Origin of the sequence: Lelliottia sp. F153 (assembly GCF_002870005.1) — a bacterium.
GTDB classification, from domain to species: Bacteria; Pseudomonadota; Gammaproteobacteria; order Enterobacterales; family Enterobacteriaceae; genus Enterobacter; species Enterobacter nimipressuralis.
The window spans coordinates 13,589-29,569 of the sequence record NZ_PKFT01000012.1 but is presented as its reverse complement, the minus strand read 5'-3'; the positions used below and the strand labels follow the sequence as shown (position 1 = coordinate 29,569).

At 55.5% G+C, this 15,981-nt stretch carries 14 protein-coding genes; 6 read left to right on the top strand and 8 right to left on the bottom strand.

The window, feature by feature from the left end; all coding sequences use genetic code 11:
* Window positions 1–100: 100 nt before the first annotated feature.
* Window positions 101–1,210: a maltose/maltodextrin ABC transporter ATP-binding protein MalK gene (gene malK, locus F153LOC_RS19605; RefSeq protein ID WP_100778069.1), complete on the bottom strand. Its 1,110-nt coding sequence runs from the start codon at window positions 1,208–1,210 to the stop codon at window positions 101–103.
* 371 nt (window positions 1,211–1,581) lie between these two features.
* Here malK and malE point away from each other — a divergent pair, with 371 nt between their 5' ends.
* The 3 genes from malE to malG all read left to right on the top strand — a co-directional run bounded on the left by malE (window position 1,582) and on the right by malG (window position 5,338).
* Window positions 1,582–2,772, top strand: a complete 1,191-nt coding sequence (gene malE, locus F153LOC_RS19595) for a maltose/maltodextrin ABC transporter substrate-binding protein MalE (protein WP_100778070.1) — start codon at window positions 1,582–1,584, stop codon at window positions 2,770–2,772.
* A 116-nt stretch (window positions 2,773–2,888) separates the two neighbouring features.
* Window positions 2,889–4,433 carry a maltose ABC transporter permease MalF gene (gene malF, locus F153LOC_RS19590; RefSeq protein ID WP_100778071.1) on the top strand — a complete coding sequence of 515 codons (1,545 nt, stop codon included), beginning with the start codon at window positions 2,889–2,891 and terminating at the stop codon, window positions 4,431–4,433.
* A 14-nt stretch (window positions 4,434–4,447) separates the two neighbouring features.
* Window positions 4,448–5,338 carry a maltose ABC transporter permease MalG gene (gene malG, locus F153LOC_RS19585; protein WP_100778072.1) on the top strand — a complete coding sequence of 297 codons (891 nt, stop codon included), beginning with the start codon at window positions 4,448–4,450 and terminating at the stop codon, window positions 5,336–5,338.
* Window positions 5,339–5,559: 221 nt separating this feature from the next.
* On the opposite strand, the gene psiE is transcribed toward malG, so the two are convergent.
* The 6 genes from psiE to pgi all read right to left on the bottom strand — a co-directional run bounded on the left by psiE (window position 5,560) and on the right by pgi (window position 11,931).
* Complete coding sequence (gene psiE / locus F153LOC_RS19575) at window positions 5,560–5,970, bottom strand: phosphate-starvation-inducible protein PsiE (protein ID WP_095280319.1); 411 nt, start codon at window positions 5,968–5,970, stop codon at window positions 5,560–5,562.
* Between the two features lie 172 nt (window positions 5,971–6,142).
* The gene (locus F153LOC_RS19570) at window positions 6,143–8,239 is read right to left on the bottom strand and encodes a YjbH domain-containing protein (protein ID WP_102105624.1); all 2,097 of its coding nucleotides are present in this window, start codon (window positions 8,237–8,239) and stop codon (window positions 6,143–6,145) included.
* Window positions 8,239–8,976, bottom strand: a complete 738-nt coding sequence (locus tag F153LOC_RS19565) for a capsule biosynthesis GfcC D2 domain-containing protein (protein ID WP_102105625.1) — start codon at window positions 8,974–8,976, stop codon at window positions 8,239–8,241. Before F153LOC_RS19565 ends, F153LOC_RS19570 begins: the two co-directional genes overlap by 1 nt.
* Window positions 8,973–9,611: a YjbF family lipoprotein gene (locus F153LOC_RS19560; RefSeq protein WP_102105626.1), complete on the bottom strand. Its 639-nt coding sequence runs from the start codon at window positions 9,609–9,611 to the stop codon at window positions 8,973–8,975. The genes F153LOC_RS19565 and F153LOC_RS19560 overlap by 4 nt, the downstream gene beginning before the upstream one ends.
* 62 nt (window positions 9,612–9,673) lie before the next feature.
* Complete coding sequence (yjbE, locus tag F153LOC_RS19555) at window positions 9,674–9,916, bottom strand: exopolysaccharide production protein YjbE (protein WP_100778077.1); 243 nt, start codon at window positions 9,914–9,916, stop codon at window positions 9,674–9,676.
* 365 nt (window positions 9,917–10,281) lie between these two features.
* Complete coding sequence (pgi, locus tag F153LOC_RS19550) at window positions 10,282–11,931, bottom strand: glucose-6-phosphate isomerase (protein WP_100778078.1); 1,650 nt, start codon at window positions 11,929–11,931, stop codon at window positions 10,282–10,284.
* Between the two features lie 372 nt (window positions 11,932–12,303).
* Here pgi and lysC point away from each other — a divergent pair, with 372 nt between their 5' ends.
* The 3 genes from lysC to F153LOC_RS19535 all read left to right on the top strand — a co-directional run bounded on the left by lysC (window position 12,304) and on the right by F153LOC_RS19535 (window position 15,026).
* Window positions 12,304–13,653 (top strand): lysine-sensitive aspartokinase 3, encoded by a 1,350-nt coding sequence (gene lysC / locus F153LOC_RS19545; protein WP_100778079.1) that lies wholly within the window; start codon window positions 12,304–12,306, stop codon window positions 13,651–13,653.
* A 92-nt stretch (window positions 13,654–13,745) separates the two neighbouring features.
* Complete coding sequence (gene panS / locus F153LOC_RS19540) at window positions 13,746–14,690, top strand: ketopantoate/pantoate/pantothenate transporter PanS (protein WP_100778080.1); 945 nt, start codon at window positions 13,746–13,748, stop codon at window positions 14,688–14,690.
* Window positions 14,691–14,753: 63 nt separating this feature from the next.
* Window positions 14,754–15,026 carry a DUF3811 domain-containing protein gene (locus tag F153LOC_RS19535; protein ID WP_100778081.1) on the top strand — a complete coding sequence of 91 codons (273 nt, stop codon included), beginning with the start codon at window positions 14,754–14,756 and terminating at the stop codon, window positions 15,024–15,026.
* A gap of 1 nt (window position 15,027) precedes the next feature.
* On the opposite strand, the gene rluF is transcribed toward F153LOC_RS19535, so the two are convergent.
* Window positions 15,028–15,897, bottom strand: coding sequence for a 23S rRNA pseudouridine(2604) synthase RluF (gene rluF / locus F153LOC_RS19530; RefSeq protein WP_100778082.1), 870 nt, complete (start codon window positions 15,895–15,897; stop codon window positions 15,028–15,030).
* Window positions 15,898–15,981: the final 84 nt, after the last annotated feature.

Sequence of the window (15,981 nt, the reverse complement as noted above, 5' to 3'; positions counted from 1 at the left end):
TATCTCCTGAGATCATTGCTTTTCTTATTACACTTCACTCTTCGGGCTGCCTCTTCGTTGGCTGCAGCGCGAAGGATGACGTGTAGTTTTGTTGGAATGCTTAAACGCCTGGCTCTTTATGCAGCCGACGACATGCAGTGCCATCCTCTCGGAACAGATGGCAACGCTCTGGCGGCAAACCGATAGCGAATGTGGCACCCTCTTCTACCAACACCACGTCGTTCTGGCGGTAAACCAGGTTCTGACGGATGGCGGGGATCTGGATATGAATCTGTGTTTCGTGACCAAGTTGTTCGACGACCTGAACTTCCCCTTCCAGCGTCACATCGGCGATCTGACTTGGCAGTAAATGTTCAGGACGAATACCCAGGGACATGTTTGCCCCGACCTGTACGTTAGCGCTGTCCACTGGCAGCCAAATCTGCTGACGGTTCGGCAGTTCCACCTGTACCTGTTCGATCGCCGTTGCGGTCACTTTGACCGGCAGGAAGTTCATCTTCGGCGAGCCAATAAAGCCCGCAACGAAGCGATCTGCCGGGTAGTGATACAGCTCCAGCGGTTTCCCTACTTGCGCGACGCGACCGGCGTCCAGCACCACGATTTTGTCGGCGAGCGTCATCGCTTCGACCTGATCGTGGGTGACGTACACCATCGTGCGGCCAAGGCGTTTGTGCAGGCGGGAAATTTCAATACGCATCTGAACGCGCAGGGCGGCGTCCAGGTTAGAAAGGGGTTCATCAAGCAGGAACACGCGCGGTTCCGCCACCAGCGTACGGCCAATCGCCACGCGCTGACGTTGTCCGCCGGAGAGCGCTTTCGGTTTACGCTCCAGCAGGTGTGCCAGCTGCAGCACTTCCGCCACCTGGGTGACGCGCTGATTGATGACATCTTTTTTCGCCCCGGCCAGCTTCAGGCCAAAGGACATGTTTTCAGCAACGGAGAGATGGGGATAAAGCGCATAAGACTGGAAAACCATGCCGACACCGCGTTCGGCGGGTGGGATATCGTTCATGCGGGTTTCACCGATAAACAGATCGCCACTGGTGATCGTTTCAAGTCCAGCAATCATACGCAGCAGTGTTGACTTACCGCAGCCTGATGGGCCAACAAACACCACGAATTCACCTTCGTGGATGTCGAGATTGATGTCTTTTGACACCACTACGTCGCCCCAGGCTTTCGTTACATTCCGCAGCTGTACGCTCGCCATGCCCTTCTCCCTTCGTTACAACCTGTCACCGACAGAAACATTCAACATAAGTTCACTATGGGGTATCCATAAGTTCTGCAAATCCTCCACCCCCTGCCTTTTTCATGGGGGAGGAGGCGGGAGGATGAGAGAACCGGTTCTGCCACCGCGCCGGGCGTGGTCTGGGTAAATTCGTGATGCAGGCGGCAAAATTCAGTGGGTTTTTATGTGCGCCATGACTCATAACTTAAATTTATGCAACGCAGATCACACAAAGCGGGGGTGGGGCGTAGACCTAAGGAGGATGGAAAGAGGATGTCATATAAGGAAACTGGCTCACGTTGAACCACCTCAGTGTATCCACGAGCACATCACCAAAAAGGATGGCAGATATGAAGATCAAGACTGGCGCACGCGTTTTCGCATTGTCCGCCCTGGCAGCAATGATGATTTCCGCACCGGCTCTCGCCAAAATTGAAGAAGGTAAGCTGGTTATCTGGATTAACGGCGACAAAGGCTATAACGGCCTGGCCGAAGTGGGTAAGAAATTCGAAAAAGACACCGGCATCAAAGTCACCGTTGAACACCCTGACAAACTGGAAGAGAAATTCCCGCAGGTCGCGGCAACGGGCGATGGCCCTGACATCATCTTCTGGGCGCATGACCGTTTCGGTGGCTACGCACAGTCTGGCCTGCTGGCTGAAGTCTCTCCTGATAAAGCATTCCAGGACAAACTGTTCCCGTTCACCTGGGACGCCGTGCGTTACAACGGCAAGCTGATCGCCTATCCGGTGGCGGTTGAAGCCCTCTCCCTGATTTACAACAAAGACCTCGTACCGAACCCGCCAAAATCCTGGGAAGAGATCCCGGCTCTGGATAAAGAGCTGAAGGCGAAGGGTAAGAGCGCGCTGATGTTCAACCTGCAAGAACCGTACTTCACCTGGCCGCTGATCGCTGCCGACGGCGGGTATGCCTTCAAGTTTGAAAACGGCAAATACGACGTGAAAGACGTGGGTGTGGACAGCGCTGGCGCGAAAGCCGGTCTGACTTTCCTGGTTGATCTGATCAAGAACAAACACATGAACGCGGATACCGATTACTCCATCGCGGAAGCTGCGTTCAACAAGGGCGAAACCGCGATGACCATCAACGGTCCGTGGGCCTGGTCTAACATCGACAAGAGCAAAATCAACTACGGCGTCACGCTGCTGCCAACCTTCAAAGGCAAACCGTCTAAACCGTTCGTAGGCGTGTTGAGCGCAGGCATCAACGCCGCCAGCCCGAACAAAGAGCTGGCGAAAGAGTTCCTCGAAAACTATCTGCTGACCGATCAGGGTCTGGACGAAGTGAACAAGGACAAACCGCTGGGTGCCGTCGCGCTGAAGTCCTTCCAGGATACCCTCGCGAAAGACCCACGCATTGCGGCCACGATGGATAACGCCCAGAAAGGTGAAATCATGCCGAACATCCCGCAAATGGCGGCGTTCTGGTATGCCACTCGTACGGCGGTGATCAACGCAGCTAGCGGTCGTCAGACTGTCGATGCCGCGCTGAAAGACGCGCAAGGTCGTATCACCAAGTAAGCACTATGGCGGGTGAGCGTAGCGATCCCGCCCTACTACTACGGCTCAAACCGTAGGTCAGGTCAGCGATGCGCCGCCTGACAATAAGTTTTCATCGCTGTAGAGGAAGATTCCCCATGGATATCATTAAAAAGAAACACTGGTGGCAAAGCGACACGCTGAAATGGTCAGTGATAGGTCTGCTGGGCTTACTGGTGGGTTACCTTGTTGTTTTAATGTATGTGCAGGGGGAGTACCTGTTCGCCATCATGACGCTGATTTTAAGCTCTGTTGGCCTGTATATTTTCGCCAATCGTAAAGCCTATGCCTGGCGTTATGTCTATCCGGGCGTGGCCGGGATGGGGCTTTTCGTCCTGTTCCCGCTGATCTGTACCATCGCTATCGCATTCACTAACTACAGCAGCACCAACCAGCTCGCGCAGGAACGCGCCCAGCAGGTGCTGATGGACCGTTCTTATCAGGCCGGAAAGACCTTTAACTTTGGTTTATACCCGGCGGGTGACGAATGGAAGCTGGCCCTGACCGACGAAGGGACCGGTAAAAACTATGTCTCCGACGCCTTTAAATTTGGCGGCGAACAGAAACTCACCCTGAAAGAAGCCGACGCCCTGCCGGAAGGCGAGCGCGCGAATCTGCGTGTCATCACCCAGAACCGCCAGGCCCTGACCCAGCTGACGGCCATCCTGCCAGACGAAAGCAAAGTGATCATGAGCTCGCTGCGCCAGTTCTCCGGCACGCAGCCGCTCTATACCAAAGCCGATGACGGTACGCTGACCAACAACCAGAGCGGCGTGAAATACCGTCCGAACAACGAGATCGGTTTCTATCAGTCGGTGAATGCCGACGGCAACTGGGGCGACGAAAAACTCAGCCCGGGCTATACCGTCACCATCGGCTGGGACAACTTTACCCGCGTCTTCACCGACGAAGGCATTCAGAAGCCGTTCTTCGCCATCTTCGTCTGGACAGTCGTCTTCTCGGTCCTGACGGTGATCCTGACCGTGGCGGTCGGCATGGTGCTGGCGTGCGTGGTGCAGTGGGAGTCCCTCAAGGGCAAAGCCATCTATCGCGTGCTGCTGATTCTGCCGTATGCGGTTCCGTCGTTTATCTCGATTCTGATTTTCAAAGGGCTGTTCAACCAGAGCTTCGGTGAAATCAACATGATGCTGGGCGCGCTCTTCGGCATCAAACCGGCCTGGTTCAGCGACCCGACCACCGCCCGCAGCATGATTATCATCGTCAACACCTGGCTCGGTTATCCGTACATGATGATCCTGTGCATGGGGCTGCTGAAAGCGATTCCGGACGATCTGTACGAAGCCTCGGCGATGGACGGCGCGGGCCCGTTCCAGAACTTCTTTAAGATTACGTTCCCGCTGCTGATCAAGCCGCTGACGCCGCTGATGATTGCCAGCTTCGCCTTTAACTTTAACAACTTCGTACTGATTCAGCTTCTGACCAACGGCAGCCCGGACAGGCTCGGAACCACCACGCCAGCAGGCTATACGGACCTGTTAGTGAGCTACACCTACCGCATCGCCTTCGAAGGCGGCGGCGGTCAGGACTTCGGGCTGGCAGCCGCCATCGCCACCCTGATCTTCCTGCTGGTAGGCGCACTGGCGATTGTGAATCTGAAAGCCACACGCATGAAATTCGACTAAGGAGGGCACACATTATGGCTATGGTACAACCCAAATCTCAGAAACTGCGCCTCCTGGCGACGCACTTAGGGCTACTGATTTTTATCGCAGCAATCATGTTCCCGCTGCTGATGGTTATCGCCATCTCCCTGCGTGAAGGGAACTTTGCCACCGGCAGCCTGATCCCGGATCAGATCTCCTGGGAGCACTGGAAGCTGGCTCTGGGCTTCAGCGTCGAACACGCCGATGGCCGCGTGACGCCGCCGCCGTTCCCGGTGCTGCTGTGGCTGTGGAACTCCATCAAAGTGGCCGGTATTACCGCCATCGGGATTGTAGCGCTCTCCACCACCTGCGCTTACGCCTTTGCCCGTATGCGTTTCCCGGGTAAAGCGACGCTGCTGAAAAGCATGCTGATTTTCCAGATGTTCCCGGCAGTGCTGTCGCTGGTGGCGTTGTACGCGTTGTTTGACCGTCTCGGTCAGTACGTGCCCTTTATCGGTCTGAACACTCACGGCGGCGTGATTTTCGCCTACATGGGCGGTATCGCGCTGCACGTCTGGACGATTAAGGGCTATTTCGAAACCATCGACGGATCGCTTGAAGAAGCGGCGGCGCTGGATGGGGCAACACCGTGGCAGGCTTTCCGCCTCGTGCTGCTGCCGCTGTCGGTGCCGATTCTGGCGGTGGTCTTTATTCTGTCGTTCATCGCGGCCATTACCGAAGTCCCGGTCGCGTCGCTGCTGCTGCGTGATGTGAATAGCTACACGCTGGCCGTAGGTATGCAGCAATACCTCAACCCGCAAAACTACCTGTGGGGCGACTTTGCCGCAGCCGCTGTGCTCTCCGCCATCCCGATTACCGTGGTGTTCCTGCTGGCTCAACGCTGGCTGGTCAATGGCCTCACGGCGGGCGGTGTGAAAGGTTAAGCTTCATTGTGTTATGCCACTGCAACCCTCAACTTTAGACGTATTGTATTGACCCAATACTCAAAATATTTTGCGGTGCTGGAAGGCGGCAAGTGAGTGAATCCCAGGAGCTTACTAAAGTAAGTGACTGGGGCGAGCGAACGCAGCCAACGCATCAGCAGCGTAAAATATGAAGAGTAAACTTGTGACTGTTGTTTGGCGGCCTTCAGGCCGCCATTTTTTTATTCGCGTTTCAGCCGCTTAGAGTTGCACAGCCAGAGGGTAATCACTAACAGCAGGATCGCCGCCGAGTAGATCAGCACATCAAGGGGGGATTTATGATCGACGATGATCAGCCGCACAATCGCGGTGATCCCGATATAGACAAAGTAACGCAGCGGGAAGTGAAAGCCAGACTGAAAGTATTTCACAATCAGGGCGATAAATTCGAAGTAGAGAAAGTAGACCACCAGTCCTTCAACCAGCTCATATTTGCTGGTTTGTTCAGGGGCGAACAGCACATCCGCCAGATGCACCGTCTCTTTGCCGAGAAAGACGACCAGTATCAGGCCAAGGCTCAACAGACCGAGGCTCAGCACGGTCTGGAGGACCATTGAGATAAACTCAACGCGCGGACGAGTCAGGGATGTCATACAGCACCTCATTCTCTGGAGCGAAGATCCTGTATAACTCAAAAATGTGACAGAGATCTATATTTTTTGTTTATGTTTGGAGCAAACCAGAGGAATCGCCCGGTGGCGCGACGCTTACCGGGCCGACAAAATCGTTGGCCGGAAACGCGCAGCGCCATCAGGCAAAACAGCATTAACGGAAGTTAACGGAACGGTCGCTGGTCATGTCGTACAGCTGGAACTTACGTCCAAGCTGCTGTCCACCGTCACGCGTCAGCGGCGTCCAGCCAATGGCTGCGCGGCTGCGGGTCGGGCCTGACGAGAAGAGATCCAGCGGGATGGAAACATATACCCCTTTGGTGAAGTCCCCTTCCCCGTACTCGTCCGGCGACACGTTGGTGATCGTCGCGTAACCGCCCACAACCACGCCGCTGTCGAAGCGCTTCGCAATCTCCAGCGTACCGCCCTTATCCCCCGCCAGATATTGCCCGACGCTGGCTTTCACCAGTACGTCCTGGGCAAACGACGGCGTCCAGTAGGCGGTCAAATGACCGGTTTTGACGCTGTAGTCGGTGAATTTCATCATGTCCTGCGCACTGCGCCAGTCACGCTGTTTCACGTAGTTGGCATCCAGGCCGAACGCCCAGTTGCTGTCTACCGGACGGTAGAGCACTTCTGCCCCCGCGCCGCCGTACATGGTTTCCAGATAACCGCCATACACCTGGCCGTAGAAGCCATTTCCGAGATACTGGAAATAGTTGGCCTGCAGGTTATTCACATACACATCGTTCTGCACATATTCACGCACGCGGGTACGCACGCGCGGCAGCTTCGAGTCGCTCGGCGGGTTGGTGTAGTTAAATTTGTCGTAGTTGTTGGCGATGTTGCCAAACACGCTGCCGGTGGTCAGCAGGTGATCCGTCATCCACAGATCCGCCGTGGCCATCACGCCCAGCTGATACATGTAGAAGTTTTCCGGGCCGCCGACGGACTGGTTGAGGATCGGGTCGATATGGAAATCGAAGCGCGATTTGTCGATATACCAGCCCTGCTCGGTGGTTTCTGGCACGACCGGTTCGATACGTTTTTGCACCAGCTCCGTTTCATGGCCCAGCGGTTCGCCTTCGAGATGACGCTTCAGGCTGGCGACGTCCGTTTCCGTGGTCACCTGCGGCATGTTGAGTCGGTTTTCCGTCACGCGGATCGTGCGGATCCCATCCGGCAGATCGTTCATCACGATGCGGTTCGCCCGTTCGATCCCTTCGTGGGAGTCGCGATACTTCACCTGCTCGCCCGTGACATACAGCGTGTCACCTTTGGTCTGGATTTTCGGATCGGCCAGACCCGCGTTGTATTTCAGCAGGGTCAGCTGATTCGCCACCACCGAGTGCTGCATGATCGCATCCTGCGGCTGCGGTCGATAGGCCGGGCGGGAGTTGTCGTTGTAGGACGGACGCATATCGTTAAAGTTGGTTCGCAGCGTGACACCAAACATGAAGGTGTTGCCGCGCTCGTAGCTGAGGTTAACGTCGGCCCAATCGGTAACACGGTAAATGGCGCCGACGTTAAACTTGCTCTTCTGCTCGATCTTGCCTGCAAAATCTTCCGTGTAGTTGTTGCCTTCGTACTCCAGCTTCAGGCGCAGCGGCTGCCATGGCGTCTGATATTCCACGCCGCCAAACAGCGACGCCGGGCCGTGGAACATCTGATCGCCGTTGACCGAACCGGCTTTCTGATAGCTGTTGTCGCGATAGCAATATTTGTCGCTGTAGGAGCAGAACGGGTTTTTCACGTTGCCGCTGGTGCCAAGGTATCCCCAGCCCATCCCGAGGGAAAAATCGAACGGTCCCCAGGCTTTGTTGGCGACGATATACTCCGCATCAAACAGACCCGTACCGCCGATATCGCGCGCGCCGACGGAGACCTGCGGCATCCAGTAGCTCTCTTCCCACAGGCGCAGTTTGACGTCGAAGGCTTTGTCTTTGTAGGTCTGATTACCTGAGAACGCCTCGACGCTGCTGTACTGTTTGGTACGCACATCGGTGTAACGCAGGGTGGTTTCGAGCCACGGGAAGAGCTGTACCGACGCGGAATAGTAGCGGTACTGATCGTTATCGCGGTAGTTAAGGCTGATTTCGCCCTCGCGCGCCATGCGTGCCGTTGGCGTTTGCATCAAGCCGACGCCGCCGAAATCTGACTGCGACGGCCCGACGGGCGCGGGAAAGGTTTCGGCGTGGCAGGCGGCGCTGACGCAAAGCGCCAGCATGCTGTAGAGATAAGTTCTTTTCATTAATCCGGTATCCGATGCGTCAGGGAGTGAAGGATGTCGGTGTTCAGCCCGTCATACGCCTTCGTCCAGAAGTGATCGGCAAAGCCGACAAAAATCACGCTGCCCGGCATCGGTTCGATATGGCGTTTGTTCCAGTACGCTACCGGGGCTTTTTGCGTGCGACCATCGGGATAAACCACCCACGCATAGCTGCGATCCGCGCCTTCCAGCAGGCTCTGGTCATCCAGGTAACTCGCGAGATCGCGCCCCGGCGTAAACGGCTTTTTCCCAGGAGCGCTGACCAGCCCCATCACCGTCACGGTGGTCGGCTGCGGTGTGATCCACAGGGTGTATTCTCCTTCCAGGGTCGGATTGCCTTTCTCCGCCACGCGCACTTCGTCGGGATCAAGATTAATCAGCTGACGCCCCGTTACGCTTATCGCCTGCAGCTGCTGGCGCACGGCGTTAATCGCGGCAGCCGTGTCGCCCGTTTCTTGCCCTGCCAGACCCGTCAGTCGGGCCAGCAGCGCCTTGTGTTGTTGATCGGCAACCGCGCTGGCCTGACGCTCGCTGATCACCGCCCCCGGCCACCAGCTATTCGCCAGACGCGGCTGGCCGACGAGATCAATCAGATGTTCAGCGTTAGAAAGTGTTTTCGGCTCTTTACTCCCGGGGGTATAGACCTTGACGGTGCCCGCCGACCACGCCAGCGGTGCGGTCAGTGTCAGGAGCAGCGCAGCAGATGTGATGATTTTCATTGTTTCGCCGCCTTGATCAGGGTGGCTTTCACCGGGAAGAAATTCGCGCCAAGGTATTGCAGAGACTGGCGAATCTGCCCTTCGTCATCCACCCAGAAGCGGTTGTGCCAGCGAGCCTGGTCGGTCGTGACCTCTTCATCAAGGATACGCACCTGAGTTTGGTCACTGCCCACGGTCACGGTGTCGGTGCCATCCCAGCGGAACAGGGATCGCGCCGTGGCGTAGCGCACCTGTTTGTGCTCCGTCCAGCCCATGGTGCGCGTCCAGCTTGCGCCGTCGACGATCTGATTCGGTTTGATAAGCGGGTCTTCTGCGAGGTTATTCACTTCAAGCAGGTTGTCGCCGCCGAGCAAGGTTTTCACCAGACGCCCATGTTGCGTCACGAGTGTGGCCTGGTCCTGCGTCACCCATTTCTGCTGCCCGTTTTCGGCGAAAGCGAGCACCACAAACAGCTGTGGCCCGTCGTTTAACTGCATGTACTGGCTGGCGTAAGGCATATTCTGGATATCGTCATCCGTCAGATGCACGCCTGGCGTGCCGAACAGGCTGTCCCACAGTGAGTTTCCCAGCCCTTTGGTGGTGGCTGAGCACGCCTGCAACAGCAGGCAAATCAGAATGATTGCAGGTCGCTTCACGACTCTTCTCCGAAGGGGTGAAATAACCACACCGAAGTGTGGTTATGGTAATACACCCGTTATTACTGAGTGCTTGTTGTCGTGGTGGTCGTGGTTCCGGTATTGGAGCCATCACCGCCACCGGTTGCCGCCAGAGCGACACCCACGGCCGAGCCTACGGTGCTGGTCGCGGTTGCGGTAGAACTCCCCGCAGACGCAGACGTTGCCGCCGAACCTGCTGCTTCCCCGACCTGAACCGGAGCTGCATAGGCAGACGTCGCCGCAAGCGCAGATATGGCAAAAATGCCATACAGTACTTTCTTCATAACAATTTCCCTTCAATGAATGAATGGAGATTTGCCCAAAAAGAAATTCAGGCGGATTCGAGTATACACAACTAAAGCAGAGGGATTGCCGAACGGGGAAATAGGGGGATGGTTTTAGGATAAATGGATGAAAGTAAATAGCATCGGCTATTTACCATTTATAAAACCATATTAAATCAACAATTTATAATATACACGAAAACGCAAAGGCTCCGTATATTCCTAAAATAACACCCAGTGATTAGCAGGGTAATCGACCTTTTCGGATTAAACTCAGAATAGAAATTTGCGCCAGGTAACGGACAACCGGAATTATCCGATAAAAAAATGCCGGCATTCCGCCGGCATTGATATGGGAATATTAATTATCCGCGCCAGGATTTATAGCGATTAATCAGACCATTCGTTGAACTATCATGGCTGTTAATATCTTTGTCATCACCCAGCTCTGGCAGAATGCGGTTAGCCAGCTGTTTGCCCAGCTCTACGCCCCACTGATCGAAGGTGAAGATATTCAGGATCGCGCCCTGCGTGAAGATTTTGTGCTCATACAGCGCAATCAACGCACCCAGGCTGAACGGAGTGATTTCGCGCAGCAGGATGGAGTTGGTTGGGCGGTTGCCTTCGAAGACTTTGAACGGCACCACGTGGTCCAGCGTCGCCGGATCTTTACCCTGATCGCGATATTCCTGCTCAACCACGTCGCGCGCTTTACCAAACGCCAGCGCTTCGGTCTGGGCGAAGAAGTTAGACAGCAGCTTCTGATGATGGTCGGACAGCGCGTTGTGGGTCACCGCTGGCGCGATGAAATCACATGGGACCATTTTGGTGCCCTGGTGAATCAGCTGGTAGAACGCATGCTGACCGTTAGTGCCCGGCTCACCCCAGATGATTGGGCCAGTCTGGTAATCCACGGCGTTGCCGTTACGGTCAACGTATTTGCCGTTGGATTCCATGTTGCCCTGCTGGAAGTACGCCGCGAAGCGGTGCATGTACTGGTCGTACGGCAGGATCGCTTCGGTTTCAGCGCCGAAGAAGTTGTTGTACCAGATGCCGATCAGCGCCAGCAACACCGGCAGGTTTTTCTCAGCCGGGGTGGTGGAGAAGTGCTTGTCCATCGCGTGGGCGCCGGAGAGCAGCTCAACAAAGTTGTCGTAGCCCACGGACAGGATGATCGACAGACCAATCGCTGACCACAGGGAGTAACGGCCGCCGACCCAGTCCCAGAATTCAAACATGTTCGCGGTATCGATGCCGAACTCGCCCACGGCTTTGCCGTTGGTAGAGAGCGCCGCGAAGTGTTTCGCCACGTGTTTGTTATCGCCAGCCGTTGCCAGGAACCAGTCGCGCGCGCTGTGGGCGTTGGTCATGGTTTCTTGCGTGGTGAAGGTTTTAGACGCAACCAGGAACAGGGTGGTTTCTGGATTCACTTTTTTCAGCACTTCGGCGATGTGGGTACCATCGACGTTGGAGACGAAGTGCATGTTCAGATGGTTTTTGTACGGGCGCAGCGCTTCGGTCACCATGAAGGGGCCGAGGTCAGAGCCGCCGATACCGATGTTGACCACGTCGGTGATCGCTTTGCCGGTATAGCCTTTCCAGCTGCCAGAGATAATGGCTTCAGAGAAGGTTTTCATCTTCTCAAGCACGGCGTTCACTTCCGGCATCACATCTTTGCCGTCAACGATAATCGGAGTATTGCTACGGTTGCGCAGGGCAACATGCAGAACAGCACGGTCTTCGGTGCGGTTAATCTTCTCGCCGGAGAACATGGACTTGATCGCCCCTGCCAGATCGGTCTCTTTCGCCAGATCCTGCAGTTTTGCCAGCGTCTCTTCGGTGATGCGGTTTTTGGAGAAGTCCACCAGCATCAGATCGTCGAAGGTTGCGGAGAATTTGCTGAAACGGTCGCCGTCTTTCGCGAACAGGTCCGCGATGGTGACGTCTTTCATTTCGTCGAAGTGTTTTTGTAGTGCCTGCCAGGCAGTTGTCTGCGTTGGATTGATATTTTTCATTAGCAATACTCTTGTGATTTGAGAATTGTGACTGCGGTCGATTGTAGCGCCTGCGCGCGGAAATTGTGATGGTTTTTATGCCATTGCCCTGGTCTGCATCAAACGGGCGTGAAAAGTCCCAAAAGTATAGTCGCTATAGCCAGCCCTATCGCGGTGGAATGTCCTTCGGATCGCCGTAAAACGAGGGATAAAATAATGGCTTGTTATTAGTCCTGTTACTGAGGGGTACCCCCCCATGAAAAATCCGCATAATCCCAGCGTTGACAGGACTCTCCCCACATTTTATTTATAGGGCGGTATTTGCGCCTGCACCTGTCATCGTTTCGTTCTTGTGCCATGGTCGCTTTATTCTTTCCCTGACACGAGGATGTTATGACGAGTTTTGTTGTCGCCAAATTTGGCGGTACCAGTGTGGCCGATTACGACGCCATGAACCGCAGCGCCGACGTGGTGCTGGCCGATCCGACGACCCGCCTGGTGGTGCTTTCTGCATCGGCTGGCGTGACGAATCTGCTGGTGGCCCTGTCAGAAGGACTGGAAGCAACCGAGCGCTTTGTGAAGCTCGATGCGCTGCGCAAAATTCAGTTCGATATTCTCGAACGTATGAAGAACCCTCAGGTGATTCGCGAGGAAGTCGAACGCCTGCTCGAAAATATCACCACTCTGGCGGAAGCCGCTTCCCTGGCAACGTCGACGGCGCTGACCGACGAACTGGTGAGCCACGGCGAGCTGATGTCCACCCTGCTGTTCGTTGAGATCTTGCGTGAGCGCGATGTGCTGGCGCAGTGGTTTGACGTGCGCAAAGTGATGCGTACCAGTGACCGCTTCGGTCGTGCCGAACCGGACGTCGCGACCCTTTCCGAGCTGTCTAAACAGCAGCTGGCACCGCGACTGGCCGAAGGAATTGTCATTACCCAGGGCTTTATCGGGAGCGAAGCCAAAGGCCGCACCACCACTCTGGGCCGTGGCGGCAGCGACTACACGGCTGCGCTGCTCGGCGAAGCGCTGTACGCTTCCCGCGTGGATATCTGGACCGACGTCCCAGGCATCTATACCACCGACCCGCGCGTGGTGCCTGCCGCAAAGCGTATTGATGTTATCGCCTTTGAAGAGGCTGCCGAAATGGCGACCTTCGGCGCGAAAGTGCTGCACCCGGCCACCCTGCTGCCTGCCGTACGCAGCGATATTCCGGTGTTTGTCGGGTCGAGCAAAGATCCTAAAGCTGGCGGGACGCTGGTGTGTAAAAGCACAGAGAATCCACCGCTGTTCCGCGCCCTGGCGCTGCGCCGCAAGCAAACGCTGGTAACGCTGCATAGCCTCAATATGCTGCACTCTCGCGGTTTCCTGGCGGAAGTGTTTGGGATTCTGGCGCGCCACAATATCTCGGTGGATCTGATCACCACTTCCGAAGTGAGCATTGCGCTGACGCTGGACACGACCGGCTCGACGTCGACGGGCGATACTCTGCTGACGCAATCGCTGCTGATGGAGCTTTCCGCCCTGTGCCGCGTTGAAGTCGAAGAAGATCTGGCGCTGGTCGCGATTATCGGCAACCAGCTGTCACGCGCCTGCGGCGTGGGCAAAGAGGTCTTTGGCGTGCTGGATCCATTCAATATCCGCATGATTTGCTACGGCGCATCGAGCTATAACCTGTGCTTCCTGGTACCAGGTCATGAAGCCGAGCAGGTCGTGCAGAAACTTCATCATAATTTGTTTGAATAAAATTCCTTAGCACGATAAACATTACCTATAGCCGGGCTCGAACCCGGCTTTTTTATAACTAAATAACACAACGTCATCGCAAGGAATTCACTATGTTATCCGCTATCACGCGGCTGTTCCCGTTATGGGCACTGCTGCTCTCTGTTCTCGCCTATTACACGCCATCGACTTTTACGCCTGTCGGCCCGTGGGTCACCACGCTGCTGATGCTGATCATGCTCGGCATGGGTGTGCATCTGAAAATCGACGACTTTAAGCGCGTGCTGTCGCGCCCGGCACCGGTCGCAGCGGGGATTTTCCTGCACTATCTGGTGATGCCGCTGGCCGCCTGGCTGCTGGCGCTGGCTTTCAAGATGCCACCGGATTTGTCCGCCGGTATGGTGCTGGTGGGAAGTGTCGCCAGCGGTACGGCTTCGAATGTGATGATCTATCTGGCCAAAGGCGACGTGGCGCTGTCGGTGACCATCTCATCCGTCTCAACGCTGGTGGGCGTTATCGCCACACCGCTGCTGACGCGTCTGTACGTGGATGCGCATATTCAGGTGGATGTGATGGGGATGCTGCTCTCCATCCTGCAAATCGTGGTGATTCCGATTGCGCTCGGTCTTGTCATTCACCACCTGTTCCCACGCGTCGTCAAAGCCGTAGAACCTTACCTGCCTGCTTTTTCGATGGTCTGCATCCTGGCGATCATCAGCGCTGTGGTCGCAGGTTCTGCCTCGCATATCGCCTCGGTTGGTTTTGTGGTGATTATCGCGGTGATCCTGCATAACACCATTGGTCTGCTGGGCGGATACTGGGGCGGGAAACTGTTTGGCTTTGATGAATCGACCTGCCGCACGCTGGCGATTGAAGTGGGGATGCAGAACTCAGGCCTCGCGGCAGCGCTCGGTAAGATCTACTTCTCTCCGCTCGCGGCCCTGCCTGGCGCACTGTTCTCCGTATGGCACAACCTGTCCGGCTCGCTGCTGGCGGGCTACTGGTCAGGAAAACCGATTGCAGAGCCAGCGAAAAAAGAAGTGGTAAAAGAAAACTAATTCACTTCGCGCAAACCCCGGCTTGCTTTACACTGAAGCCTCTACTCTCAAGAGGCTTCAGGTATGTCCACACCGAGATTGACCCAGAAAGACATGACGGAAAGCGAGCAGCGCGAGCTGAAAACCCTGCTCGATCGCGCACGGATTGCACATGGTCGTACTCTGACAAACGCTGAAACCAATCAGGTGAAAAAAGAGTACATCGATAAACTGATGGCCCAGCGTGAAGTTGAAGCAAAAAAAGCCCGCAAACTTAAAAAAGCGCAGGCTTATAAACCGGATACGGAATCCACGTTCTCGTGGTCTGCAAACACCTCACCCCGTGGAAGGCGCTAATTTAGCGCCCTTTCTTTTTACGGCCCGGCTGCACGAAACGCTTCCCGGCAGGCTTGTTGCGCTCTTTTTCTGCTGATTTTGGCGCACTGACGACAGGCCGTTTAATCCCCTGCGTTTTCGGTTTGGCTTTGGCTTTCGGCTTCGCCTCGGACGACGACCCTTCTATCAGCTTAAACAGCTCAATCAGCTCATCGCCTGTCAGATCGCGCCATTCGCCCTGCGGAATTCCGGAGAGGCTGACGTTCATGATGCGCGTTCGCTCCAGTTTCGTGACCTCAAAACCAAAGTGCTCACACATACGACGGATTTGACGGTTTAGCCCCTGCACCAGGGTAATGCGGAAGGTGAACGGTGCCTCTTTTTTGACTTTGCACTTCTTCGTGACGGTACCGAGAATCGGCACGCCCGCGCCCATACCGCGAATAAAATCATCCGTAACCGGCTTGTTGACCGTGACCAGATACTCTTTCTCATGATCGTTACCGGCGCGCAGGATTTTGTTCACCAGATCGCCATGGTTGGTGAGAAAAATCAGCCCCTGCGAGTCTTTGTCCAGACGCCCAATCGGGAAGATGCGGCTGCTGTGGTTGACGAAATCAACAATATTATCCCGCTCACCGTCTTCCGTGGTGCTGACAATACCCACCGGTTTGTTCAACGCGATAAAGACCAGATCTTCTTCGTCTCTTGGTTCGATCAGCTGACCATTCACTTTTACCACGTCGCCAGGCACCACCTGATCGCCAATGGTGGCGCGTTTACCGTTCAGGAAAACGTTACCTTGCTCGATGTAACGATCAGCCTCGCGACGCGAGCAGATTCCGCTCTCGCTAATGTATTTGTTTAATCGGGTTGATTGGGTGGGCAGCATAATTTCTCCTTAATGGGCGAAATATACCTTAGGTTTGGGCTGGTAAAAAGATTAGCCGGTAAAAACTGACTTTCCCTTTTCCGC

Bases quoted from the DNA above. Each gene is read 5' to 3' on its own strand.
- malK (WP_100778069.1), bottom strand. From the start codon at position 1,210: ATGGCGAGCGTACAGCTGCGGAATGTAACGAAAGCCTGGGGCGACGTA.
- malE (WP_100778070.1), top strand. From the start codon at position 1,582: ATGAAGATCAAGACTGGCGCACGCGTTTTCGCATTGTCCGCCCTGGCA.
- malF (WP_100778071.1), top strand. From the start codon at position 2,889: ATGGATATCATTAAAAAGAAACACTGGTGGCAAAGCGACACGCTGAAA.
- malG (WP_100778072.1), top strand. From the start codon at position 4,448: ATGGCTATGGTACAACCCAAATCTCAGAAACTGCGCCTCCTGGCGACG.
- psiE (WP_095280319.1), bottom strand. From the start codon at position 5,970: ATGACATCCCTGACTCGTCCGCGCGTTGAGTTTATCTCAATGGTCCTC.
- F153LOC_RS19570 (WP_102105624.1), bottom strand. From the start codon at position 8,239: ATGAAAAGAACTTATCTCTACAGCATGCTGGCGCTTTGCGTCAGCGCC.
- F153LOC_RS19565 (WP_102105625.1), bottom strand. From the start codon at position 8,976: ATGAAAATCATCACATCTGCTGCGCTGCTCCTGACACTGACCGCACCG.
- yjbE (WP_100778077.1), bottom strand. From the start codon at position 9,916: ATGAAGAAAGTACTGTATGGCATTTTTGCCATATCTGCGCTTGCGGCG.
- pgi (WP_100778078.1), bottom strand. From the start codon at position 11,931: ATGAAAAATATCAATCCAACGCAGACAACTGCCTGGCAGGCACTACAA.
- lysC (WP_100778079.1), top strand. From the start codon at position 12,304: ATGACGAGTTTTGTTGTCGCCAAATTTGGCGGTACCAGTGTGGCCGAT.
- panS (WP_100778080.1), top strand. From the start codon at position 13,746: ATGTTATCCGCTATCACGCGGCTGTTCCCGTTATGGGCACTGCTGCTC.
- F153LOC_RS19535 (WP_100778081.1), top strand. From the start codon at position 14,754: ATGTCCACACCGAGATTGACCCAGAAAGACATGACGGAAAGCGAGCAG.
- rluF (WP_100778082.1), bottom strand. From the start codon at position 15,897: ATGCTGCCCACCCAATCAACCCGATTAAACAAATACATTAGCGAGAGC.